Annotated in this window: 18 protein-coding genes; 15 read left to right on the forward strand and 3 right to left on the reverse strand. The window is 46.1% G+C overall.

Going from position 1 to position 24,220, the window contains the following annotated elements; all coding sequences use genetic code 11:
• From rpsG to rpoC, 11 genes are all read left to right on the forward strand, one after another.
• On the forward strand, positions 1-371 hold a 371-nt coding region (gene rpsG / locus QTO00_RS01215), incomplete at its 5' end, for a 30S ribosomal protein S7 (RefSeq protein ID WP_331422473.1).
• A gap of 154 nt (positions 372-525) precedes the next feature.
• Positions 526-2,628, forward strand: coding sequence for an elongation factor G (gene fusA / locus QTO00_RS01220; protein WP_038209752.1), 2,103 nt, complete (start codon positions 526-528; stop codon positions 2,626-2,628).
• Positions 2,629-2,779: 151 nt separating this feature from the next.
• A complete protein-coding gene (gene tuf, locus QTO00_RS01225; RefSeq protein WP_272785814.1) occupies positions 2,780-3,964 on the forward strand; it encodes an elongation factor Tu in 1,185 nt (394 codons plus the stop codon).
• A gap of 274 nt (positions 3,965-4,238) precedes the next feature.
• Positions 4,239-4,619 carry a preprotein translocase subunit SecE gene (gene secE / locus QTO00_RS01230; RefSeq protein ID WP_038209845.1) on the forward strand — a complete coding sequence of 127 codons (381 nt, stop codon included), beginning with the start codon at positions 4,239-4,241 and terminating at the stop codon, positions 4,617-4,619.
• Between the two features lie 13 nt (positions 4,620-4,632).
• Entirely contained in the window at positions 4,633-5,181 is a 549-nt protein-coding gene (gene nusG / locus QTO00_RS01235) for a transcription termination/antitermination protein NusG (RefSeq protein WP_004415884.1), read from the forward strand.
• Positions 5,182-5,364: 183 nt separating this feature from the next.
• Positions 5,365-5,793, forward strand: a complete 429-nt coding sequence (rplK, locus tag QTO00_RS01240) for a 50S ribosomal protein L11 (RefSeq protein WP_004747601.1) — start codon at positions 5,365-5,367, stop codon at positions 5,791-5,793.
• A 4-nt stretch (positions 5,794-5,797) separates the two neighbouring features.
• Positions 5,798-6,502: a 50S ribosomal protein L1 gene (rplA, locus tag QTO00_RS01245; RefSeq protein WP_008078230.1), complete on the forward strand. Its 705-nt coding sequence runs from the start codon at positions 5,798-5,800 to the stop codon at positions 6,500-6,502.
• Between the two features lie 301 nt (positions 6,503-6,803).
• On the forward strand, positions 6,804-7,298 hold the full coding sequence (rplJ, locus tag QTO00_RS01250) for a 50S ribosomal protein L10 (protein ID WP_038209841.1): 495 nt from the start codon (positions 6,804-6,806) through the stop codon (positions 7,296-7,298).
• A gap of 57 nt (positions 7,299-7,355) precedes the next feature.
• The gene (gene rplL / locus QTO00_RS01255) at positions 7,356-7,724 is read left to right on the forward strand and encodes a 50S ribosomal protein L7/L12 (RefSeq protein WP_038209840.1); all 369 of its coding nucleotides are present in this window, start codon (positions 7,356-7,358) and stop codon (positions 7,722-7,724) included.
• Between the two features lie 231 nt (positions 7,725-7,955).
• Positions 7,956-11,984, forward strand: a complete 4,029-nt coding sequence (gene rpoB, locus QTO00_RS01260) for a DNA-directed RNA polymerase subunit beta (protein WP_331422480.1) — start codon at positions 7,956-7,958, stop codon at positions 11,982-11,984.
• A gap of 74 nt (positions 11,985-12,058) precedes the next feature.
• The gene (gene rpoC, locus QTO00_RS01265; RefSeq protein WP_331422481.1) at positions 12,059-16,264 is read left to right on the forward strand and encodes a DNA-directed RNA polymerase subunit beta'; all 4,206 of its coding nucleotides are present in this window, start codon (positions 12,059-12,061) and stop codon (positions 16,262-16,264) included.
• 333 nt (positions 16,265-16,597) lie between these two features.
• Here the strand turns inward: rpoC and rsd are convergent, their stop codons facing one another.
• The gene (gene rsd, locus QTO00_RS01270) at positions 16,598-17,092 is read right to left on the reverse strand and encodes a sigma D regulator (RefSeq protein WP_331422482.1); all 495 of its coding nucleotides are present in this window, start codon (positions 17,090-17,092) and stop codon (positions 16,598-16,600) included.
• 178 nt (positions 17,093-17,270) lie between these two features.
• On the opposite strand from rsd, the gene nudC reads away from it, so the two are divergent.
• The 4 genes from nudC (at position 17,271) to QTO00_RS01290 (ending at position 21,164) form a co-directional block, all read left to right on the forward strand.
• The gene (gene nudC, locus QTO00_RS01275; protein WP_331422483.1) at positions 17,271-18,062 is read left to right on the forward strand and encodes an NAD(+) diphosphatase; all 792 of its coding nucleotides are present in this window, start codon (positions 17,271-17,273) and stop codon (positions 18,060-18,062) included.
• A gap of 253 nt (positions 18,063-18,315) precedes the next feature.
• Positions 18,316-19,383, forward strand: a complete 1,068-nt coding sequence (gene hemE / locus QTO00_RS01280) for a uroporphyrinogen decarboxylase (protein WP_331422485.1) — start codon at positions 18,316-18,318, stop codon at positions 19,381-19,383.
• 107 nt (positions 19,384-19,490) lie between these two features.
• A complete protein-coding gene (locus tag QTO00_RS01285; protein ID WP_331422487.1) occupies positions 19,491-20,126 on the forward strand; it encodes a TetR/AcrR family transcriptional regulator in 636 nt (211 codons plus the stop codon).
• 78 nt (positions 20,127-20,204) lie between these two features.
• Positions 20,205-21,164, forward strand: coding sequence for a DHHA1 domain-containing protein (locus QTO00_RS01290; protein ID WP_331422488.1), 960 nt, complete (start codon positions 20,205-20,207; stop codon positions 21,162-21,164).
• A 140-nt stretch (positions 21,165-21,304) separates the two neighbouring features.
• Here the strand turns inward: QTO00_RS01290 and QTO00_RS01295 are convergent, their stop codons facing one another.
• Together QTO00_RS01295 and gpmM are read right to left on the reverse strand one after the other, a co-directional pair.
• The gene (locus tag QTO00_RS01295) at positions 21,305-22,441 is read right to left on the reverse strand and encodes a murein hydrolase activator EnvC family protein (protein WP_331422489.1); all 1,137 of its coding nucleotides are present in this window, start codon (positions 22,439-22,441) and stop codon (positions 21,305-21,307) included.
• Positions 22,442-22,592: 151 nt separating this feature from the next.
• Positions 22,593-24,125: a 2,3-bisphosphoglycerate-independent phosphoglycerate mutase gene (gene gpmM, locus QTO00_RS01300; RefSeq protein ID WP_331422491.1), complete on the reverse strand. Its 1,533-nt coding sequence runs from the start codon at positions 24,123-24,125 to the stop codon at positions 22,593-22,595.
• Positions 24,126-24,220: the final 95 nt, after the last annotated feature.

Here is a 24,220-nt window from a genome sequence, read left to right on the forward strand (position 1 = left end):
GTAAAAAATCTACTGCAGAGAAAATTGTTTACACTGCACTAGATGCAATGGCTGAGAAATCTGGTAAAGATCACTTAGCTGTATTTGAAGAAGCTCTTGAAAATGTTCGCCCAGCGGTAGAGGTTAAATCTCGCCGTGTAGGTGGTTCAACTTACCAAGTACCTGTAGAAGTACGTCCGGTTCGCCGTAACGCACTTGCTATGCGTTGGTTGGTTGAAGCTGCGCGCAAGCGTGGTGAAAAATCTATGGCTCAACGCCTAGCTGCTGAAATGCTAGACGCGTCTGAGAACAAAGGTACTGCGGTTAAGAAACGTGAAGACGTTCACCGCATGGCTGACGCAAACAAAGCGTTCGCACATTACCGTTGGTAATACCTTTCAGTGCCGCGGGAACCCTCGCGGCGCTACTCTAGTTCCTATGCGCAAGCCTAGGAACTATTGCTATATCTAGGGGTAAGGAAAATTGTCTAAGATTGACAATCCGTACTAGAGATAGCAATAGTCCCTAATTCATGAGGATTCAATCGTGGCTCGTAAAACACCTATTGAGCGCTACCGTAATATTGGTATCGTCGCTCACGTAGACGCAGGTAAAACAACCACAAGTGAACGTATTCTGTTCTACACTGGTCTTTCTCATAAAATCGGTGAAGTCCACGATGGCGCTGCTACCATGGACTGGATGGAGCAGGAGCAAGAGCGTGGTATCACAATCACTTCTGCTGCGACTACCACTTTCTGGCGTGGTATGGATGCACAATTCCAAGACCACCGCATCAACATCATTGATACTCCTGGACACGTTGATTTCACGATCGAAGTAGAGCGCTCGTTGCGCGTACTTGATGGTGCCGTTGTTGTGTTCTGTGGTTCGTCAGGTGTTGAACCTCAATCTGAAACTGTATGGCGTCAAGCGGATAAGTACCAAGTTCCACGTATGGTATTTGTTAACAAGATGGACCGTGCAGGTGCTGACTTCCTTCGTGTTGTTGATCAAATTAAAAACCGTCTTGGTGCTAACCCTGTTCCTATTCAACTTAACGTTGGCGCGGAAGATGACTTCAAGGGTGTTATTGACCTAATCAAGATGAAAATGATCAACTGGAGTGAAGAAGACCAAGGCACTACCTTCACTTACGAAGATATTCCAGCAGACATGCAAGAACTAGCGGAAGAGTGGCACAACAATCTTGTTGAGTCAGCGGCTGAAGCAAGCGAAGAGCTGATGGACAAATATCTTGAAGAAGGTGAATTGACCGAAGCTGAAATTAAGCAAGCGTTACGTATTCGCACACTAAATAATGAAATCGTACTGGCTACATGTGGTAGTGCGTTTAAGAATAAAGGTGTTCAAGCGGTACTTGATGCAGTGGTTGAATTCTTGCCATCGCCAGTTGACGTACCAGCGATCAAAGGTGTAGATGACAACGAAAAAGAAGTTGAGCGTCACGCAGACGACAACGAACCTTTCTCAGCACTAGCATTCAAAATCGCCACAGACCCGTTTGTAGGTACGCTTACCTTTATGCGTGTTTACTCTGGTGTGGTTAATTCTGGCGACGCTGTTTACAACTCTGTTAAGCAGAAGAAAGAGCGCTTTGGTCGTATCGTTCAGATGCACTCAAATAAGCGTGATGAAATCAAAGAAGTTCGCGCGGGCGATATTGCAGCAGCAATCGGCCTTAAAGACGTGACAACAGGTGACACACTATGTGACCAGAACCATAAGGTTATTCTGGAGCGTATGGAGTTCCCTGATCCAGTAATTCAGATCGCGGTAGAGCCTCGCTCTGTTGCCGATCAAGAGAAGATGGGTATTGCTCTAGGTAAACTAGCAGCAGAAGATCCATCATTCCGCGTAGAAACGGACGACGAAACAGGCCAGACATTGATCTCTGGTATGGGTGAGCTTCACCTAGATATTATCGTTGATCGTATGAAGCGTGAATTCAGCGTTGACTGTAATGTTGGTAAACCTCAGGTTGCGTACCGTGAGACAATCCGTGGCAACGCGGAAGTTGAAGGTAAATTTGTACGTCAATCTGGTGGTCGTGGTCAGTATGGTCACGTATGGATCAAACTGGAGCCATCTGAACCTGGCGAAGGTTTTGTCTTTGTTGACGAAATTGTGGGCGGTGTCGTTCCTAAGGAATACATCAGTTCGGTAGCGAAAGGTATCGAAGAGCAAATGAACAGTGGTGTTCTAGCTGGTTATCCAGTGCTAGACATTAAAGCAACGCTGTTTGATGGTTCTTACCACGATGTTGACTCTAACGAGATGGCGTTTAAGATCGCTGGCTCGATGGCATTCAAGAAGGGTTCATTAGAAGCACAGCCTGTTCTTCTTGAGCCAATGATGAATGTTGAAGTAACCACTCCTGAAGATTGGATGGGTGACGTTGTTGGTGACCTAAACCGCCGTCGCGGTATGATCGAAGGTATGGACGATGGTGTGGCTGGTATTAAGATCATCCGCGCTCAAGTACCACTATCTGAGATGTTTGGTTACGCAACCGATCTTCGCTCTGCAACTCAGGGCCGTGCGTCTTACTCTATGGAGTTTAACGAGTACGCTGAAGTACCGAAAAACTTTGCAGATAAAATCATGGCGGACCGTGGTTACGTATAAACGCCTTGAACTGGAAAAAAAGTCTAGCTTTTTTTAAAGATCAATGCGTCCAAATATTGCGCTGACATGCGTTGGCGCATAAAATAGCAAATTCTGGCGCGTCTCGATCAATTCGGATCGTGGCGAATCATAACTAGGAAGGAACACGATCGTGTCTAAAGAAAAATTTGAACGTACTAAACCGCACGTTAACGTTGGTACTATCGGCCACGTTGACCACGGTAAAACAACTCTAACTGCTGCAATCTGTACTACTCTAGCTAAAGTGTACGGCGGTGAAGCGAAAGACTTCGCATCTATCGATAACGCTCCAGAAGAGCGTGAGCGCGGTATCACAATCGCAACTTCTCACGTTGAGTACGACACTCCAACTCGTCACTACGCACACGTAGACTGTCCAGGACACGCGGATTATGTTAAGAACATGATCACAGGTGCTGCACAGATGGACGGTGGTATCCTAGTTGTTGCTGCGACAGATGGCCCAATGCCACAAACTCGTGAGCACATCCTACTAGGCCGTCAGGTTGGTATCCCATACATCATCGTATTCATGAACAAATGTGACATGGTTGACGATGAAGAGCTACTAGAACTAGTAGAAATGGAAGTTCGTGAACTTCTATCTGAGTACGATTTCCCAGGTGATGACCTGCCAGTAATCCAAGGTTCTGCACTTGGCGCACTAAACGGCGAGAAGCAGTGGGAAGACAAGATCGTTGAGCTTGCAGAAGCACTAGATTCGTACATCCCAGAGCCAGAGCGTGCAATCGATCAGCCATTCCTAATGCCTATCGAAGACGTATTTTCAATCCAAGGTCGTGGTACAGTAGTAACTGGTCGTATCGAGCGCGGTATCCTAACTGTAGGTGACGAAGTAGAAATCGTTGGTATCAAAGAAACAACAGTAACAACATGTACTGGTGTTGAAATGTTCCGTAAGCTTCTAGACGAAGGTCGTGCGGGTGAGAACGTTGGTGCACTTCTACGTGGTACTAAGCGTGACGAAGTAGAGCGTGGTCAAGTACTAGCGGCTCCTAAGTCAATCAACCCACACACTAAGTTCGAGTCAGAAGTATACGTACTGTCTAAAGATGAAGGTGGTCGTCACACACCATTCTTCAAAGGCTACCGTCCACAGTTCTACTTCCGTACAACTGACGTAACTGGTAACATCGAGCTACCAGAAGGCGTAGAAATGGTAATGCCAGGCGATAACATCAAGATGACTGTTGAACTAATCGCTCCAATCGCGATGGACGAAGGTCTACGTTTCGCAATCCGCGAAGGTGGCCGTACAGTTGGTGCTGGTGTTGTTGCTAAGATCTTCGACTAATTCTTACGAATTAGCTAAAGACTTCGGAAAATCTTTGAATAAGATTTGACGAACCAGTAGCAAAAAGGGCATCATTTGATGCCCTTTTTCTGCACTATATAAAATGTCTGTTGTTTTCTTATTCAATATGGCATTGAGCAGGATTTTTGGTTGAGGTGTTGCGTCTCAGTCAATAAAAAGAGTACGTCAATTTTTTAAAATTGTCGTTTCATGGATTTGCCCTGCAACAGCGGGGTTGTTGTCGTCTATATTAAGACTTAGACAGGTTGGTTTTATGAAAGCAAATAATGCTGAAACTCCTGATAGCTCAAATGGCGCAGATATCTTCAAGTGGATTGTCACTTTTGTTCTGTTAGCTGCCGCTGTTGTGGGTAATTACCTGTATGGTGAAATGTCTGTAGTGATTCGCGCTGCAGGTGTTGTTGTACTGATTGCTGCTGCACTTGGTGTTGCTGCTACAACAACTAAAGGTAAAGCTGCGATTGAGTTTGCAAAAGAGTCACGTATGGAAGTACGTAAAGTTGTTTGGCCTACACGCCAAGAAACTATGCAAACTACTTTTATCGTTTTAGCTGTAAGTATTGTAATGGCTCTAGTGCTTTGGGGCATCGACGGAATTATGGTTCGTCTTGTCGCTCTAGCAACTGGGGTATAGAGGGTTTTAATTCATGAGTGAAGCTCCAAAAAAACGCTGGTATGTGGTTCAAGCCTTCTCTGGATTTGAAGGCCGTGTAGCCCAATCTCTTCGTGAGCATATTAAAATGCACAGCATGGAAGAGCTGTTTGGTGAAGTTCTAGTCCCTACTGAAGAAGTAGTGGAAATGCGTGCAGGTCAGCGTCGTAAGTCTGAGCGCAAGTTCTTCCCAGGTTACGTCCTAGTTCAGATGATCATGAACGATGAATCATGGCACTTAGTACGCAGTGTGCCGCGTGTCATGGGCTTCATTGGCGGTACCTCTGACCGTCCAGCTCCTATCACTGATAAAGAAGCTGATGCGATTCTTAACCGTCTTGAGAAAGCAAGCGAAGCACCTCGTCCACGTACTATGTACGAAGCGGGTGAAGTGGTTCGTGTTACTGACGGTCCATTTGCTGACTTCAACGGTACCGTTGAAGAAGTGGATTACGATAAGAGCCGAGTTAAAGTGTCTGTATCGATCTTTGGTCGTGCAACACCAGTTGAGCTTGAATTTGGTCAGGTTGAAAAACTTGACTAAGACTCTGTTTTTCAGAGTATAAAAAATCACCTTTTTAGGGTTGTATAAGGCGCGGATTATGACTATAATTTCGCGCCTTATTATTTTGGCTTGTGCATGAGTATTGAGCCGAAATAAAAAGAATTTATATCAACGGGGAGCTGATCAGCCGATTAGCGTTTGTACCCAAAATTAGGAATTATCATGGCTAAGAAAGTTGAAGCTTACATCAAGCTACAAGTTGCTGCTGGTATGGCGAACCCGAGTCCACCGGTTGGTCCTGCTCTAGGTCAACACGGTGTGAACATCATGGAATTCTGTAAAGCGTTTAACGCAAAAACAGAATCTGTTGAGAAAGGTCTACCAACTCCAGTTGTTATCACAGTATACAACGACCGTTCTTTCACGTTCGTAACTAAGACTCCACCTGCTGCAGTTCTTCTTAAGAAAGCGGCTGGCGTTAAGTCTGGTTCAGGTCGTCCAAACACTGAGAAAGTGGGTACTGTAACTGACGCTCAGCTTCAGGAAATCGCAGAAACTAAAGCTGCAGATATGACTGGTGCTGACATCGAAGCAATGAAGCGTTCTATCGCTGGTACTGCTCGTTCAATGGGCCTAGTGGTAGAGGGTTAAGATCATGGCAAAACTAACTAAGCGCATGCGCGTTATCCGCGAAAAAGTTGACGTAACTAAAGAATACGAAATCAACGAAGCTGTAGCTCTTCTTCAAGAACTAGCAACTGCTAAATTCGTTGAGTCTGTAGACGTTGCTGTTAACCTAGGCATCGATGCTCGTAAATCTGACCAGAACGTACGTGGTGCAACTGTACTACCTCACGGTACTGGCCGCGAAATCCGCGTTGCAGTGTTCACTCAAGGTGCAAACGCTGAAGCAGCTAAAGAAGCTGGCGCAGACATCGTAGGTATGGAAGATCTTGCTGAGCAAGTTAAGAAAGGCGAAATGAACTTCGACGTAGTTGTTGCTTCTCCAGATGCAATGCGCGTTGTAGGTCAACTAGGTACTATCCTAGGTCCTCGCGGTCTTATGCCAAACCCTAAAGTTGGTACTGTAACTCCTAACGTTGCTGAAGCAGTTAAGAACGCTAAAGCTGGTCAGGTTCGTTACCGTAACGACAAGAACGGCATCATCCACACTACTATCGGTAAAGCAAACTTCTCTGCTGAGCAGATCAAAGAGAACCTAGAAGCACTTCTAGTTGCTCTTAAGAAAGCTAAGCCGTCTTCTGCTAAGGGTACATTCCTGCAGAAGGTTAGCATCTCTACTACAATGGGTGCTGGTGTTGCTGTTGATCAGGGTAGCCTGAACACTCTAGCAAACTAATATATTTGCTTAGGCGTGAAGTTAGTGTATAATTTCGCGCCTAATATTTGTGGTTGGGGCTGAACTTTGGTTCATTAAATTCTGATTAGAATTTGTTGTGAATTATGACCCAGTCTCCGTCCAAGACCGTAGGTGTCTGACTTTGTTTAACAAATGATGACTTAATTTTCCTACGTAGATGGTGCCCGAACTGACAGAAAGCTCTATGTAAATAGTTACCTTTCTTCTGGGAAGCACCTAAATAGCTCTCACTGTTGTGATAATAGTGAGTGGTGTAACGACAACCAGGAGTAAATCCAAGATGGCTTTAAACCTTCAAGACAAAAAAGCAATTGTTGCTGAAGTCAACGAAGCTGCCAGTGGTGCACTTTCTGCAGTTGTAGCTGATTCTCGTGGCGTTGAAGTGGGCGCGATGACTTCTCTACGTAAGCAAGCTCGTGAAGCTGGCGTTTACGTACGAGTTGTTCGTAACACTCTAATGCGTCGTGCGGTTGAAGGTACAGACTACGAGTGTCTAACTGACACTTTCACTGGTCCTACTCTGATCGCATTCTCTAACGAGCACCCAGGTGCTGCAGCGCGTCTTTTCAAAGACTTCGCTAAAGAGAACGACAAATTCGAGATCAAAGCTGCTGCATTTGAAGGCGCACTTACTGACGCTGAAGTACTAGCGACACTACCAACTTACGACGAAGCTATCGCACGCCTAATGATGTGCATGAAAGAAGCTTCTGCAGGCAAGCTGGTACGTACTATCGCTGCACTACGCGACCAAAAACAAGAAGCTGCGGCTTAAGCCTTGCTTTTTTCTGGTTGCTTAATAAACTTATTGTTGATTTAAAAGAGAATTGTTATGTCTATTACTAACGAGCAAATCCTAGACGCAGTTGCAGAAATGTCTGTAATGCAAGTTGTTGAACTAATCGAAGCGATGGAAGAGAAATTCGGCGTTTCTGCTGCTGCTGCTGTTGTAGCTGGCGGCGCTGCTGGTGGCGAAGCTGCTGCTGAGCAAACTGAGTTCGACGTAATCCTAGAATCTGCTGGCGGCAACAAAGTTGCTGTAATCAAAGCGGTACGTGGCGCAACTGGCCTAGGTCTTAAAGAAGCTAAAGGTCTAGTAGACGGCGCTCCTGCACCTCTTAAAGAAGGCGTAGATAAAGAAGAAGCTGAAGCTCTTAAAGCTCAGCTAGAAGAAGCTGGTGCAAGTGTTACTGTTAAGTAATTATTGCATAGTTTCTTAGCCTAACGGCTAATGGCTGGTGGTTTTATAACCACCGGCCTTTTTGCGCTGTAGGGGTTGGGTGATTTTTCCGCTGTTTGAGCACCCAGTTTCCTAGCAAAAACCATTTCATTAGCTCTTAATGAAATGTTACTACAATCAAACAGATGTTAGTCACTGTCTCATAACTATTGGAGACAGTTTGGGTCACTTATCAGCGAGCTGAGGAACCCCATGGTTTACTCTTATACCGAGAAAAAGCGCATCCGTAAGGACTTTGGTACTCGTCCACAAGTGTTGGACATTCCATACCTGCTATCGATCCAGCTCGATTCGTTCGAAAAATTCATCGAACAGGATCCTGAAGGTCAATACGGTCTTGAAGCTGCTTTCCGTTCTGTATTTCCAATTCAGAGCTACAACGGCAATTCCGAGCTGCAATACGTTAGCTACCGTCTTGGTGAGCCAGTTTTTGACGTTAAAGAATGTCAAATCCGCGGCGTAACTTATTCAAAACCACTACGCGTTAAACTACGCCTAGTTATCTTTGATAAAGACGCGCCAGCAGGTACTGTAAAAGACATTAAAGAACAAGAAGTCTACATGGGCGAAATTCCGCTTATGACAGACAATGGTACCTTCGTAATTAATGGTACCGAGAGGGTTATCGTATCCCAGCTGCACAGAAGCCCAGGCGTATTCTTCGACAGCGATAAGGGTAAGACCCACTCATCAGGTAAAGTTCTATACAATGCACGTGTTATTCCTTACCGTGGTTCATGGCTTGATTTCGAGTTTGATCCTAAGGATAACCTGTACGTACGTATCGACCGCCGCCGTAAGCTACCAGCATCTATCATTCTTCGCGCACTAGGTAAGACGACAGAAGAGATCCTGGACATCTTCTTTGAGAAGGTGAACTTCGAAGTTAAAGATCAAACTCTTCTAATGGAGCTTGTTCCTGATCGTCTACGTGGTGAAACTGCGTCGTTCGACATCGAAGCAAACGGCAAGGTTTACGTTGAGACTGGTCGTCGTGTAACTGCACGCCACATCCGTCAGCTTGAAAAAGATGGCGTTGAGCATATCGAAGTACCGGTTGAGTACATCGTAGGCAAAGTTGCATCGAAAGATTACATCAACGAAGCGACTGGCGAGATCATTGTTGGTGCAAACCAAGAAATTAGCCTAGAAGCACTAGCTAACCTTTCTCAAGCTGGCCATAAAGCACTAGAAACGTTATTCACTAACGATCTAGACCATGGTCCATTCATGTCAGAAACACTACGCATCGACAGCACTGTTGATCGTATTTCTGCATTGGTAGAAATCTACCGCATGATGCGCCCTGGTGAGCCACCAACGAAAGAAGCTGCTGAAGCACTATTCGAAAGCCTATTCTTCTCTGAAGAGCGTTACGATCTATCGACTGTTGGTCGTATGAAGTTCAACAGCTCTATCGAACGTGAAGATGCTCAAGAGCAAGGCACGCTTGATGAAACTGATATCATCGAAGTGATGAAGAAGCTTATCGCTATCCGTAACGGCATCGGTGAAGTGGACGATATCGACCACCTAGGTAACCGTCGTATCCGTTCTGTTGGCGAAATGGCAGAAAACCAATTCCGCGTAGGTCTAGTACGTGTTGAACGTGCTGTTAAAGAGCGTCTAAGCCTTGGTGACCTTGATGCGATCATGCCTCAAGACCTAATCAACGCTAAGCCTATCTCTGCTGCGGTTAAAGAATTCTTTGGCTCTTCACAGCTGTCTCAGTTCATGGACCAAAACAACCCTCTATCAGAAGTAACGCACAAGCGTCGTATCTCTGCATTGGGTCCTGGCGGTCTAACTCGTGAACGTGCTGGCTTCGAAGTACGTGACGTACACGTAACTCACTACGGTCGTCTATGTCCTATCGAAACGCCTGAAGGTCCAAACATCGGTCTGATCAACTCTCTATCTGCGTTCGCGCGTTGTAACGAGTACGGTTTCCTAGAGACTCCATACCGTCGCGTAGTAGATGGCGTAGTAACAGACGAAGTCGATTACCTATCTGCTATTCAGGAAGGTCAGTACGTTATCGCTCAGGCGAACACGGTTCTTTCTGAACAAGGTACTTTTGTTGAAGAGCTAATCACTGCTCGTCAGAAAGGTGAATCTGGTCTACACCCACGCGAACATGTTGACTACATGGACGTTGCAACTAACCAGGTTGTATCTATCGCTGCATCGCTTATCCCGTTCCTAGAACACGATGATGCGAACCGTGCATTGATGGGTGCGAACATGCAACGTCAGGCAGTTCCAACGCTTAAAGCTGATAAGCCTCTAGTTGGTACTGGTATCGAGCGTAACATCGCCGTTGACTCTGGTGTTACAGCGGTAGCGAAGCGTGGTGGTGTAATCCAGTCTGTAGATGCTTCTCGTATCGTTGTTAAAGTGAACGAAGAAGAGTTGATCCCTGGTGAAGCGGGTATCGATATCTACAACCTAACTAAATACACTCGTTCTAACCAAAACACGTGTATCAACCAGCGTCCATGTGTGATGCCAGGTGAACCAGTAGCACGTGGTGACGTTCTTGCTGACGGTCCTTCAACAGACCTTGGTGAGCTAGCACTTGGTCAGAACATGCGTATCGCGTTCATGCCTTGGAATGGTTACAACTTCGAAGACTCGATCTTAGTATCTGAGCGCGTAGTTCAAGAAGACCGTTTCACAACTATCCACATTCAAGAGCTATCTTGTGTGGCGCGTGATACTAAGCTTGGTGCTGAAGAGATCACTGCTGATATTCCAAACGTAGGTGAGTCTGCTCTATCTAAACTAGATGAGTCAGGTATCGTTTACATCGGTGCGGAAGTAAAAGGCGGTGACATCCTTGTAGGTAAAGTAACGCCTAAAGGTGAAACTCAGCTAACTCCTGAAGAGAAGCTACTACGTGCTATCTTCGGTGAGAAAGCGTCAGACGTTAAAGACACGTCTCTACGCGTACCAAACTCTGTTTCAGGTACTATCATCGACGTTCAAGTATTTACTCGTGACGGTGTTGAAAAAGACAAACGTGCACTTGAAATCGAACAGATGCAGCTTAAAGAAGCGAAGAAAGACCTTACTGAAGAATTCCAGATTCTTGAGGGTGGCCTTCTAAACCGCGTTAAAGCTGTACTACTAGACGGTGGTTACACTGAAGCGAAACTAGACACTATCGATCGTAAGAAGTGGCTAGAGCTAACGCTTGAAGATGATGCTCAACAGACTCAGCTTGAACAGCTTGCAGAGCAGTACGACGAGCTACGTGCTGACTTCGACAAGAAGTTTGAAACTAAGCGTCGTAAGATCACACAAGGTGATGATCTTGCACCTGGCGTACTGAAGATCGTTAAGGTTTACCTAGCGGTTAAACGTCGCATCCAGCCGGGTGATAAAATGGCAGGTCGTCACGGTAACAAGGGTGTAATCTCTAAGATCAACCCTGTTGAAGACATGCCTTACGATGAGAAAGGTCAGCCAGTTGACATCGTATTGAACCCATTGGGTGTACCTTCGCGTATGAACATCGGTCAGATCCTAGAAGTACACTTAGGTCTGGCGGCGAAAGGTATCGGTGACAAGATCAACCAGATGGTGAAAGAGCAGCAAGAGCTCGCTAAGTTCCGTGATTTCCTACAGAAAGTTTACGACCTTGGTGATACTCGTCAGAAAGTAGACGTTGCGTCTCTATCTGATGACGAAGTTCGTACGCTGATCAAGAATCTACGTGGTGGTCTACCGATCGCGACTCCAGTATTTGACGGTGCTTCTGAGCAATCAATCAAAGAGCTATTGAAACTAGGTGACCTACCAGAATCTGGTCAGCTAACGCTATTTGATGGTCGCACAGGTGATGCGTTTGAGCGTCCTGTAACTGTTGGTTACATGTACATGCTGAAACTGAACCACCTTGTTGATGACAAGATGCACGCTCGTTCAACTGGTTCGTACAGCCTAGTAACTCAGCAACCACTTGGTGGTAAAGCTCAGTTCGGTGGTCAGCGTTTCGGTGAGATGGAAGTATGGGCACTAGAAGCATACGGTGCTGCTTACACGCTACAAGAAATGCTAACAGTTAAGTCGGATGACGTTAACGGCCGTACTAAGATGTACAAGAACATCGTAGACGGTAACCACAGCATGGAACCTGGCATGCCAGAATCGTTCAACGTACTGTTGAAAGAGATTCGCTCGCTAGGTATCAACATCGAGCTAGAAGACGAAGAGTAATCCCACGGGATTATTTGGTAGAAGGTGCTCACTTTTGCGGGTGAGCTCCTTTTAACTCCTTACAGGAGCTGATTGTGAAAGACTTATTAAACTTTCTAAAAGCGCAGCATAAGACTGAAGAATTTGATGCAATCAAAATCGGTCTATCTTCACCAGACATGATCCGTTCATGGTCTTTCGGTGAAGTTAAAAAACCTGAAACGATCAACTATCGTACGTTCAAGCCTGAGCGTGATGGTTTGTTCTGTGCGCGTATATTTGGTCCAGTAAAAGACTACGAATGTCTTTGTGGCAAGTACAAGCGTCTGAAACACCGTGGCGTAATCTGTGAGAAGTGTGGCGTTGAAGTTACACAAACTAAAGTTCGTCGTGACCGTATGGGCCACATCGAGCTTGCATCACCAGTTGCTCACATCTGGTTCCTAAAATCGCTACCGTCTCGTATCGGTCTACTGATGGATATCCCTCTACGTGATATCGAACGTGTTCTTTACTTCGAAATGTACGTAGTCACTGAACCAGGTATGACTGATCTAGAAAAATCTCAGATGCTTACTGAAGAAGAGTATCTGGATCGTCTAGAAGAGTGGGGTGATGAATTCACGGCTAAGATGGGTGCAGAAGCGATCAAAGACCTACTTGCGTCTATGGATCTGCCTGCTGAAATCGAAGAGATGCGTGAAGAGCTTCAGTCTACTAACTCAGAGACTAAGCGTAAGAAGATCACTAAGCGTCTGAAGCTAGTTGAAGCGTTCGTTCAATCTGGTAACAACCCAGAGTGGATGATCCTAACAGTGCTTCCGGTACTTCCGCCAGATCTTCGTCCTCTAGTACCACTAGATGGCGGTCGCTTTGCGACTTCTGATCTGAACGACCTATACCGTCGCGTAATCAACCGTAACAACCGTTTGAAGCGTCTTCTAGAGCTAGCTGCTCCGGACATCATCGTACGTAACGAAAAACGTATGCTGCAAGAGTCTGTTGATGCACTTCTAGATAACGGTCGTCGCGGTCGTGCGATCACAGGTTCGAACAAGCGTCCTCTGAAATCTCTTGCTGATATGATCAAGGGTAAGCAAGGTCGTTTCCGTCAGAACCTTCTAGGTAAGCGTGTAGACTACTCTGGCCGTTCTGTAATCACAGTAGGTCCATACCTTCGTCTGCACCAGTGTGGTCTTCCTAAGAAGATGGCACTAGAGCTATTCAAACCATTCATCTACAGCAAGCTAGAGACTCGTGGTCTTGCGACTACAATCAAAGCTGCTAAGAAGATGGTAGAGCGCGAAGAAGCGATCGTTTGGGATATCCTAGACGAAGTAATCCGCGAACACCCAGTACTATTGAACCGTGCACCTACACTTCACCGTCTAGGTATCCAGGCGTTCGAACCAGTACTAATCGAAGGTAAAGCGATTCAGCTACACCCACTTGTGTGTGCGGCGTACAACGCGGACTTCGATGGTGACCAAATGGCGGTTCACGTGCCTCTAACTCTAGAAGCACAGCTTGAAGCTCGTACTCTGATGATGTCGACAAACAACATTCTGTCGCCAGCGTCAGGTGATCCGATCATCGTACCTTCTCAGGACGTTGTATTGGGTCTTTACTACATGACTCGTGACAAGATCAACGTGAAAGGCGAAGGTATGTACCTTGCTAGCCCAGCTGAGGCTGAGAAGGCATACCGTACTAAGACTGCTGAGTTACACGCTCGCGTTAAAGTTCGTATCACTGAGACTGTTAAAGACGAAGATGGCAACAGCACAACAGAGACTAAGATGGTTGATACAACTATCGGTCGTGCAATGCTATGGCAAATCGTGCCAGCAGGTCTTCCGTACAGCATCGTTAACCAAAAGCTAGGTAAGAAACAGATCTCTCACCTACTTAACGAGGCGTACCGTAAGCTTGGTCTAAAAGACACAGTAATCTTCGCTGACCAAATCATGTACACAGGTTTCGCTTACGCGGCACTTTCTGGTGTATCTGTTGGTATCGACGACATGGTTGTTCCAGCAGCTAAGTACACTGAGATCGAAGAAGCGGAAGCAGAAGTTCGCGAAATCCAAGACCAGTACCAGTCAGGTCTTGTAACTGCAGGTGAGCGCTACAACAAAGTGATCGATATTTGGGCATCGACCAACGATCGCGTAGCTAAGTTGATGATGGAAAACCTATCTTCTGAAACAGTCGTTAACCGCGAAGGTGAAGAAGAGCAGCAAGAGTCATTCAACAGCATCTACATGATGGCCGACTCGGGCGCACGTGGTTCTGCAGCTCAGATTCGTCAGCTAGCAGGTATGCGTGGTCTGATGGCGCGTCCAGATGGTTCAATCATCGAAACGCCGATCACTGCGAACTTTAAAGAAGGTCTAAACGTACTTCAGTACTTTATCTCAACGCACGGTGCTCGTAAGGGTCTTGCGGATACAGCACTGAAAACAGCGAACTCGGGTTACCTAACTCGTCGTCTAGTAGACGTTGCTCAAGACGTTGTAGTACACGAACATGACTGTGGCACACACGAAGGTGTTGACATGATGCCGCACATCGAAGGTGGTGACGTTAAAGTTGCACTTTCTGAGCTAGCTCTAGGTCGTGTAGTAGCAGAAGACGTTCTTAAGCCAGGTACTGAAGAAGTCCTGATCCCACGTAATACTCTAATTGATGAGAAGTGGTGTCAGATCATGGAAGAGAACTCAGTTGACCGCATGAAAGTGCGCTCTGTAGTTACCTGTGATGCCGACTTCGGTTGTTGTGCACAGTGTTACGGTCGTGACCTAGCACGTGGTCACCTAGTGAACCAAGGTGAAGCAGTGGGTGTTATCGCTGCTCAGTCTATCGGTGAACCGGGTACACAGCTTACGATGCGTACGTTCCACATCGGTGGTGCGGCATCTACTGCAGCAGCAGAGAACAGCATCCAAGCTAAGACGACAGGTACTGTTAAGCTACACAACGCTAAGTTCGTAACGAACAAAGATAAGAAGCTTGTTATCACTTCTCGTGCATCTGAACTAACCATCATTGATGAGTTCGGTCGTACTAAAGAGAAACACAAACTTCCTTATGGTTCATTGCTGAGCAAAGGCGACAACGACGCAGTAACTGCTGGTGAAACAGTAGCGAACTGGGAAGCGCACACTATGCCAATCATCACTGAAGTGGCAGGTCGCATCCAATTCGTTGACATGATTGACGGTGTAACAGTTTCTCGTCAAACAGATGATCTAACAGGTCTATCTTCAAGCGAAGTAACTGAAGCTGCAGCTCGTCCAGCAGCAGGTAAAGATATGCGTCCAGCTATCAAACTTGTTGATGCTAAGGGTAACGATGTAATGATTCCTGGTACTGATATGCCAGCTCACTACTTCCTACCTGGTAAGGCGATTGTAAACATCGAAGATGGCGCAGAAGTAGGTGTGGGTGATACGCTTTCACGTATTCCTCAGAAATCTGGCGGTAACAAAGATATCACCGGTGGTCTACCACGCGTAGCTGATCTATTTGAAGCACGTAAGCCGAAAGAGCCTGCAATCCTAGCTGAGCACACAGGTACTGTGAGCTTCGGTAAAGAGACGAAAGGTAAACGTCGTCTAGTAATCACTCGCGAAGGTGGAGACACTTACGAAGAGATGATTCCTAAGCATCGTCAGCTTAACGTATTCGAAGGTGAGAAGGTTGAACGTGGTGACGTGATCGCAGACGGTCCAGAGTCTCCGCATGACATCCTACGCCTACGTGGTATCCACGCTGTGACTCAGTATATCGCGAACGAAGTTCAAGAAGTATACCGTCTACAGGGCGTTAAGATTAACGACAAGCACATCGAGACGATCGTTCGTCAGATGCTACGTAAGTGTACAATCACACACGCTGGCGACTCTACAGAGTTCCTAGTGGGTGAGCAGGTTGAATACGCTAACGTTAAGATTGCTAACCGTGCTCTAGAAGCTGAAGGTAAAGAGCCAGTGCGCTTTGAACGTGAACTTCTAGGTATCACTAAAGCGTCTCTAGCGACTGAATCGTTCATCTCTGCGGCATCGTTCCAAGAGACAACTCGCGTACTAACAGAAGCAGCAGTTTCTGGTAAGCGTGACGAGCTTCGTGGTCTGAAAGAAAACGTAATTGTTGGTCGTCTAATCCCAGCAGGTACAGGTTTCGCTTACCACCAAGATCGTCAAGCTAAGCGTGTAGAAGAGCAAGAAGGTCCTTCAGCTGAACAAGCGACGGATAACCTTGCAGCACTACTTAACGCTGGCTTCTCTTCGGATGAATAAGTCTGCTGACGAGTAATCGCTAGCTAAGAAATGACAAAAGGCACCTTCGGGTGCCTTTTTTGTTTTTGGAGAGCGGGAAGCGGGAACGGACTTGGTCCTATGGAAAGCTAGAACAGGCTGCGCCCTCCGAGAACACTACGTTCCGAGAATCGAGAGCGGACTTCGTCCTTCGAGAGTTGTCCGTTCGCATTCCGTATCCATAGCGAAGCGTTCCAAAGTAAAAAGGGTTGACGTAAAACGCCAACCCCTCAAAACTATCTCGCTTCTCGCTTCTCGCTTCTCGCTTCTCGCTTCTCGCTTCTCGCTTCTCGCTTCTCGCTTCTCGCTTCTCGCTTAAGCGCCTGGCGGAATCGCTAAGCTATCTGCGATAAGTTGAATCAACTGATCTTCTACCTCAAAGCGTACTTCGAGTAGTTCGCCCACTTTTGACATGTCTGCTTCAAAGTTAGGTAATTCATCATCAGCACTTACATTGACGTATTTATCGTTAAACTCTAGTAAGGGTTCTGTCGTTAATACGATCTTTGCGTACGTCGAATCAATTTCGTCATTACTCTTAAACCCTGTCGCTTGCCATTTATCCATCACCATATCGTAGATTTTAAAATGGCCTTCAGAAATGTAATCTACAACGTGATCGCAAAATGAGCTGATTTGTTTAGGGGAGGGAAGTTCGACGACGTTAGCGTGGCCGTTTACGGGTTGAAGGGTTCCAAGTTGGCAGTATTCGACAATCAGTGATTGGCGAGTCTCTAACCAGTGGTCGATGACTTCGCTTGAGCCACCCCATTGTTCTTGTGTTTGTTTGAATTTATTAAGCATGACCATATCCTCATGATCGGGTCACTTCGCCGGTGACCATTCCGCTTTGACTCCCAAAGCACGTACAGAGTTCAACCTCTTGTCCTTACTAGAATTTATAGACTTAATATAGTCTGACTACAAACTCTGGTATGAAATTAGATTGCCAGTAAAATAGACGAACTGCAAGTGAAGAGATAAGTCGATGTTAAAGAAAGGTGACATTAGCCCTGCGCAGAATGCGTACTGGTGCGTGGTATCAGGAAGTGATGTTTGGTTGCTAAATGGAGAGTTACCAAAAGGCAACGCAGAACAATTTCAACTACCGTTCGAGCAAGCGATACAGGTTGGTCTATGGCAGGGGGCTCCTGTAATGTGGCTCAATGAAGCAGATATACAAACCGACGTTGAGATGACCTCTTTGCGTGAGTGTTTGCATTTCCCAGAGCCGCTTTTTCTTTTAATAAGCAAAGCGATTCAGTACGGGCATATGAGCCAAACTCTGCGTTTTTGTCCTCAATGCGGCGGAAGAAATCATCTTAATCACAATCAACTGGCTATGCAGTGTGGTGATTGTCGTACTCTGCACTATCCGCGTATTTTCCCTTGCATCATTGTTGCGGTTAGAAAAGAAAATCAAATTTTGTTGGCTCAGCATCCAAGACACAGAAATGGCATGTACACTGTGATTGCAGGTTTCTTAGAAGTGGGAGAAACCTTAGAGCAGTGCGTGGCTCGAGAAGTGAAAGAAGAGACGGGTGTGAACGTGAAAAACATCCAGTACTTTGGTAGTCAGCCTTGGGCGTTCCCTTCAAGCATGATGATGGGATTTGTTGCTGAGTACGATTCTGGTTTGCTTAAGCCTGATTATAGTGAACTGACCGACGCTAAATGGTTTGATTTTGACTCACTTCCACCAGTTGCACCGAAAGGAACGATTGCTCGAGAGTTAATCGAATATACCTGTGGTGATATGAGCCATATTGTTGAAAAATAGGCAAAAAAAACCCTCCTAGAAGGAGGGGGTAAGTAAGATGTCGTTATGAGATGCCAAGCACTTGGTGCTCGGATTATAATTGTAGTTTTCGCTAGCAAACAAATTTTTAACACCGATACTGGGTGGGTGCAAATTAAGCACTGATTTAAAAGTTAATAACATGATCTAGGTTGCAAAGCACACCGCTTTTGCGAGCTAAACAGTGTTAGAATAGCCGCTACAAAAATAAAGCCTAAAATCGGAAAAAAACGGAATGACTGAATTAAAGAATGACCGCTATCTTCGCGCGTTACTAAAGCAGCCAGTAGACTACACCCCTGTATGGATGATGCGTCAAGCTGGTCGCTACCTTCCTGAGTACAAAGCCACTCGCGCCGAGGCGGGAGAGTTCATGTCTTTGTGTAAGAATGCTGAGTTAGCTTCAGAAGTGACTCTTCAACCACTACGCCGTTTTCCTCTTGATGCCGCTATTCTGTTCTCAGACATCCTGACCATTCCAGATGCGATGGGGCTAGAGTTACGTTTTGCTGCCGGTGAAGGCCCGGTTTTCGATAAGCCAATTACTTGCAAAGCGGACGTAGAAAAGATCGGTATCCCAGATCCAGAAGGCGAGCTTAAATACGTAATGAATGCAGTGCGTCAGATCCGCAAAGATCTTAACGGTGACGTACCGCTTATTGGTTTCTCGGGTAGTCCATGGACACTGGCGACATACATGGTAGAAGGTGGCAGCTCAAAAGCCTTCACTAAGATCAAAAAGATGATGTACGCAGAGCCGCAGACACTGCATCTACTTCTAGATAAGCTTGCAGATAGCGTCATCGAATACTTGAATGCTCAAATCAAAGCAGGCGCTCAATCTGTAATGGTATTTGATACTTGGGGTGGCGTTCTTACTCCGCGTGACTACAACCTATTCTCGCTGCAGTACATGCATAAAATCGTAGATGGCCTAATCCGTGAAAATGATGGTCGCCGCGTACCTGTTACGCTATTCACCAAAAATGGTGGTATGTGGCTAGAACAGATCGCAGCGACTGGCTGTGATGCGGTAGGCCTAGATTGGACAATCAATATTCAAGACGCAGTGAAGCGTGTGGGTGATAAAGTTGCGCTACAAGGCAACATGGACCCATCTATGCTTTACGCATCGCCTGAGCGCATTCGTGAAGAAGTATCAACCATCCTTGAAGGCTTCGGTGATGCAGGTACAGGCCACGTGTTTAACCTAGGCCACGGCATCCACTTAGATGTTCCGCCTGAGAACGCTGGCGTGTTCGTGGAAGCGGTGCATGAGTTGTCTAAGCCATACCACAAATAATTGAGTAAACAATGAAAAGCGCCTGATACGACCAGGCGCTTTTTTGTTATCGGTTACACTAGCCGCTATACTGCGAATAGATATATAGAAAGGAATGCGGATAATTCATGAAAACTCGTGACAAGATAGTGCTGGCGGCACTGGAACAATTTAATCAGCATGGTGAGCGCAACATTACAACTAACCATATCGCTGCGCACATCGATATCAGTCCGGGTAACCTGTATTACCACTTCCGCAATAAGCAGGAAATCGTGCGCGAGATCTTTGCTCTGTATTCTAATGAGTTACTTGAACGTTTTACGCCAATTCAAGGACAACAAGAGAGCTTAGTACTGCTCAAGCACTATCTAGATTCCATCTTTACTCTGATGTGGAAGTATCGCTTCTTCTACGCCAACCTGCCGGAGATCCTTCAGCGTGATGAGCAGTTACATGAAGAGTACATCCAAGTACAAGAGAAGCTGCAAACTAATTTGATCAATATTATGCGTGCGTTTGTCGACCTTGAGCTGGTGGCGGTTGAAGACAGTGAAATGAAATCACTGGTGACAACACTGCATATGATTGCGTCAAGTTGGCTGGGCTACCAAGCTGCGATGTCACCTAAAACAAAGATCACCGAACAGGTTATCCATCAGGGCATGCTGCAAATGATCTCCGTGGTAAAACCAAAAGCAACGGCACAAGGTTTAGATCAACTTCAATTATTGGAAGATGGCGTTAAAGCGATTCATGCTTAGTCATAACTAATTGAAATTGCTCAATCACTAAGAACCCATTAGAGTAAAGATAGTTACTTTAATGGGTTTTATTTTTCTATGCACTTCGATGTATTCAATGGTGATGCCGACGGGATCATAGCTCTGCTTCAACTTCGTTTAGCTGAACCAAAGGTCGCTGCTTTAGTGACAGGTGTTAAGCGTGATATCCAATTGCTAGATAAGCTAGACGCTACTTCAGGCGACTCTGTCACTGTATTGGATATCTCGATGGAGCAGAACAAAGCTAGCCTAGAAAGGCTGTTGGCTATGGGGCTAGATGTGTTCTACGCCGATCACCATAAGTCGGGAGACATTCCGAGTCAGCCTAATTTAGAAGCCCATATTGATCTCGATGCCAACACCTGTACGGCGTTGATCATCGATAAACTGCTTAACGGACGCTTCCACTCATGGGGTATTACCGCAGCCTATGGGGACAACTTGATTGCCAAAGCGGACCAGCTAGCAGACGCAGCGGGATTTAGCCAAGAGCAAAAAGCGCAGCTTAAAGAGTTGGGCACGCTGATCAACTACAACGGCTATGGTTCTAAACTAGATGACCTCCATTTTGACCCTGCTGTCCTGTTTCAAGAGCTTTTGACCTATGATGATCCATTTGCTGTGATAGCCGATCAAAGATCGCCTTTTTATGCGCTTCAGTCAGCTTATAAAGAGGATATGGAGCAAGCTTTAGCGGTTGAAGCTCAGTATAAAAGTGCCGCCCTATCAGTATTTGAGTTACCTAATACCGCGGCATCACGTCGAATCAGTGGTGTTTACGGTAACTTGTTGGCTAACCAATCCCCTGATTTAGCCCATGCCGTATTGACGGAAAACAGCGATGGCACTTATACAGTGTCGTTGCGGGCCCCGTTAACGAATAAGCAAGGCGCAGGAGATATCTGCTCTCAGTTTCCCACAGGTGGTGGACGTGCAGCAGCAGCGGGTATCAATGCCCTTGAAAAAGGCCAGGTAGAAGCATTTATTCAAGCGGTTGAAGGCTACTATAGGAAGTGACTTGAATAGCTATTGCTTTCCAGGTCGCTTGAGGAAGGTATATTTTTCTCACAATGCGCAGAGCTATATCTGCGCATACTTGCAGCAATAGCTACTCGCGCCACTCCCCCCGAATCCTTTTGCGTACATGGAATGAAATCTTAGCGAGTTAACCAACTCTTTGGATTCTGAGTTTTACTGTTACGACGAATTTCAAAGTACAGTGATGGACGAGGTTGACCGCCAGTATCACCAGCTAAGGCGATACTCTCTCCAGCTGCAACTTTATCGCCCTCTTTCTTCAATAGGCTTTGATTGAAACCATACAGCGTCATATCGCCTTTACCGTGGTCAAGTAGGACTACCAGTCCATAGCCACGTAGATAATCAGCAAATACCACCGTACCTGAGTAAACGGCTTTCACCGACTGTCCATAGTTGGCATTGATGACCATGCCTTTCCAGTTCAGTTGGCCTGTTTGGCGTGTACCATAGTTGTGAAGAACCTTGCCTTTCAATGGCCAAGGTAGTTTACCTTTTTGCTTAGCTAGACCATCCATAAGCACTGCGTTGCGTTTTGCTGCTTTAGCAATTTCTGCTTTTAGCCGAGTTTCGTTGCGTTGCAATTCTGACAGATAGACTTTGTCGTTCGAGATACTCTTGCGGATCTGTGAAACCGTACCTTTTCGTTTAGATTGGGTTTTCGCAAGCTGATCGCGTTTTTGGGTTTGTTGGTTGAGGAGGCTAGTAATTTGCTGCTTCTCTAGTTTGAGTTGTTCGTGGCTGTCGTCTAGTTCGCTGACGGTGTTCTCAAGCTCAGCAATAGTGGCAGAGCGCTGTTTGGCGAGGTGTTGGAAGTATTGGCTGATTCTATCTTCCTCTACTCCTTGATTGAGAATATTGGATGAAGACTTTGCCCGCTGGGTAACGTAGTAAGTTTGAATCAACTCGGCCAACTTGTCACTTTGTGCTTGTTTTTGTTTGTCTAATTTGCCAATTTTCGCTTCTAAGCTGGCGATGTTGCTGTTAGTGCTTTTTAAAGAGGAGCGAGTCTGTTTGATCTCACTCTCTAAGCGCGCAATCGTAGTTTCTTGCGATTTGAGTGACTTTTGCAACGAATCGAGCTTCTTTTGCTGAGAAGAGAGTGATTGCTTTTGACGAGAGATTTCTCCGCTGACCCCTTTGAGTTCAGCATCACTTGCTGCATAGCTAGTAGGGATTAAGTGGAAGGAAAGCATTAACCCAAGAGCAAGCCAAATCTTGCTGGTAAATAGAATCCTTAATGGGGTGCTCGCCATGTCCGAATTTGTCCTAACTATTTGAGAAGCATCCAGTATACCCAAACCTTTTGATTTTAAGAAAGTGGAATGTCAAAGTTGTTGGCTCTAAGCATGAAATGAAAAAGCCCGAGCAATGGCTCGGGCTTGAAGGTTCTGAGTTCACTGTTAATTATTTAACAAGAACTTCACCAGTCATTTCAGCAGGGATCTCTAGACCAGTTAGAGCTAGCATAGTTGGAGCTAGATCAGACAGCTTACCGCCTTGTTTAAACTCAACGTCTTTACCACCGACATAGATTAGAGGAACTGGTAGGTTAGTGTGAGCAGTGTGAGTACCACCTGTCTCTGGGTCTACCATCATTTCCGCGTTACCGTGGTCAGCCGTGATCAGCATTTGACCATCCACTTCTTCAATAGCTGCTGTCACTTTAGCTATACATTCGTCCATAGCTTCAATCGCTTGAACGGCTGCTTCGTATACGCCAGTGTGACCAACCATATCTGGGTTAGGGTAGTTACAGATGATAGTGTCGTACTTACCTGATTTGATCGCCGCAACCATCTTCTCTGTTAGCTCTGCAGAGCTCATCTCAGGCTGTAGGTCGTAAGTGGCTACTTTTGGAGAAGCAACAAGTTGACGCTCTTCGCCTTCGAATTCGTTTTCAACACCACCATTGAAGAAGAAAGTCACGTGCGCGTACTTCTCTGTCTCAGAGATACGTAGCTGAGTTTGACCTTGCTTAGATAACCACTCGCCGTAAGTGTTCTCTAAAGACGCTGGTGGGAAGGCAATGGATAGTGGGATGTCAGCAGCGTACTGAGTTAGCATCACGAAGTTGATTGCTGGGAATACAGCACGTTCGAAGCCATCAAATGCAGGGACGAAAGTACGAGTGATTTGACGAGCACGGTCAGCACGGTAGTTCATGAAGATAACTGCATCTCCATCAACGATTGCTGCGTCTTCTTGACCTTCAGCTTTGATCGCTGTTGCCTTAACAAACTCGTCGTTCTCGTCGCGAGCGTAAGCCGCTTCAAGACCTGCCACTGCTGAATCGAAAGTGAACTCTGCTTTAGCTTGAGTTAGAAGGTCGTATGCAACTTGAACGCGATCCCAGTTGTTGTCACGGTCCATAGCGTAGTAACGACCAATTAGAGAAGCCACACGGCCTTTACCTAGCTTAGAAAATAGTTCGTCAAAGCGTTTTAGTGAGTTTTCTGCGCTGCGTGGTGGAGTGTCACGGCCGTCTAGGAAGCAGTGTAGGTAGATTTTCTCAGCGCCACGTGCTGCTGCCATTTCAACTGCTGCGTAGATGTGATCTTCGTGAGAGTGCACGCCACCAGGCGACATTAGACCCATAATGTGGACTGCTTTTTCAGCTTTAACTGCTGCATCGATCGCTTCTACCAGCGCTGCAGTTTCTGCGAACTCACCGTCAGCGATAGACTTTGTGATACGAGTAAGGTCTTGGTATACCACACGGCCTGCCCCGATGTTTGTGTGACCCACTTCAGAGTTACCCATTTGACCGTCTGGTAGGCCAACATCCATGCCAGAAGCAGAGATTAGAGTGTTTGGTTTGTTAGCAAACAGGCTATCAAGGAATGGAGTCTTCGCGTTTGCGATTGCGTTGCTTGCTGTATCTTCACGGTGTCCGTAACCGTCAAGGATAACTAGAGCCATAGGCTTCTTAGCTGTCATAGTGATGACCTCGTCAAATTTCAAAGTAACTTTAGAAACAAAATTAGCGTAATTTTACTACACTTTTTAATCAAAACTGTAGGTTAAGATCAAAT

This window comes from Vibrio sp. M260118 (assembly GCF_036533755.1).
Lineage (GTDB): Bacteria > Pseudomonadota > Gammaproteobacteria > Enterobacterales > Vibrionaceae > Vibrio.

Excerpts from the sequence above, each read along its gene's own strand:
- rpoB (WP_331422480.1), top strand. The coding sequence starts at position 7,956 with ATGGTTTACTCTTATACCGAGAAAAAGCGCATCCGTAAGGACTTTGGT.
- gpmM (WP_331422491.1), bottom strand. The coding sequence starts at position 24,125 with ATGACAGCTAAGAAGCCTATGGCTCTAGTTATCCTTGACGGTTACGGA.
- rplA (WP_008078230.1), top strand. The coding sequence starts at position 5,798 with ATGGCAAAACTAACTAAGCGCATGCGCGTTATCCGCGAAAAAGTTGAC.
- secE (WP_038209845.1), top strand. The coding sequence starts at position 4,239 with ATGAAAGCAAATAATGCTGAAACTCCTGATAGCTCAAATGGCGCAGAT.
- nusG (WP_004415884.1), top strand. The coding sequence starts at position 4,633 with ATGAGTGAAGCTCCAAAAAAACGCTGGTATGTGGTTCAAGCCTTCTCT.
- rplL (WP_038209840.1), top strand. The coding sequence starts at position 7,356 with ATGTCTATTACTAACGAGCAAATCCTAGACGCAGTTGCAGAAATGTCT.
- rplJ (WP_038209841.1), top strand. The coding sequence starts at position 6,804 with ATGGCTTTAAACCTTCAAGACAAAAAAGCAATTGTTGCTGAAGTCAAC.
- QTO00_RS01285 (WP_331422487.1), top strand. The coding sequence starts at position 19,491 with ATGAAAACTCGTGACAAGATAGTGCTGGCGGCACTGGAACAATTTAAT.
- QTO00_RS01295 (WP_331422489.1), bottom strand. The coding sequence starts at position 22,441 with ATGGCGAGCACCCCATTAAGGATTCTATTTACCAGCAAGATTTGGCTT.
- rsd (WP_331422482.1), bottom strand. The coding sequence starts at position 17,092 with ATGGTCATGCTTAATAAATTCAAACAAACACAAGAACAATGGGGTGGC.
- hemE (WP_331422485.1), top strand. The coding sequence starts at position 18,316 with ATGACTGAATTAAAGAATGACCGCTATCTTCGCGCGTTACTAAAGCAG.
- rplK (WP_004747601.1), top strand. The coding sequence starts at position 5,365 with ATGGCTAAGAAAGTTGAAGCTTACATCAAGCTACAAGTTGCTGCTGGT.
- QTO00_RS01290 (WP_331422488.1), top strand. The coding sequence starts at position 20,205 with ATGCACTTCGATGTATTCAATGGTGATGCCGACGGGATCATAGCTCTG.
- nudC (WP_331422483.1), top strand. The coding sequence starts at position 17,271 with ATGTTAAAGAAAGGTGACATTAGCCCTGCGCAGAATGCGTACTGGTGC.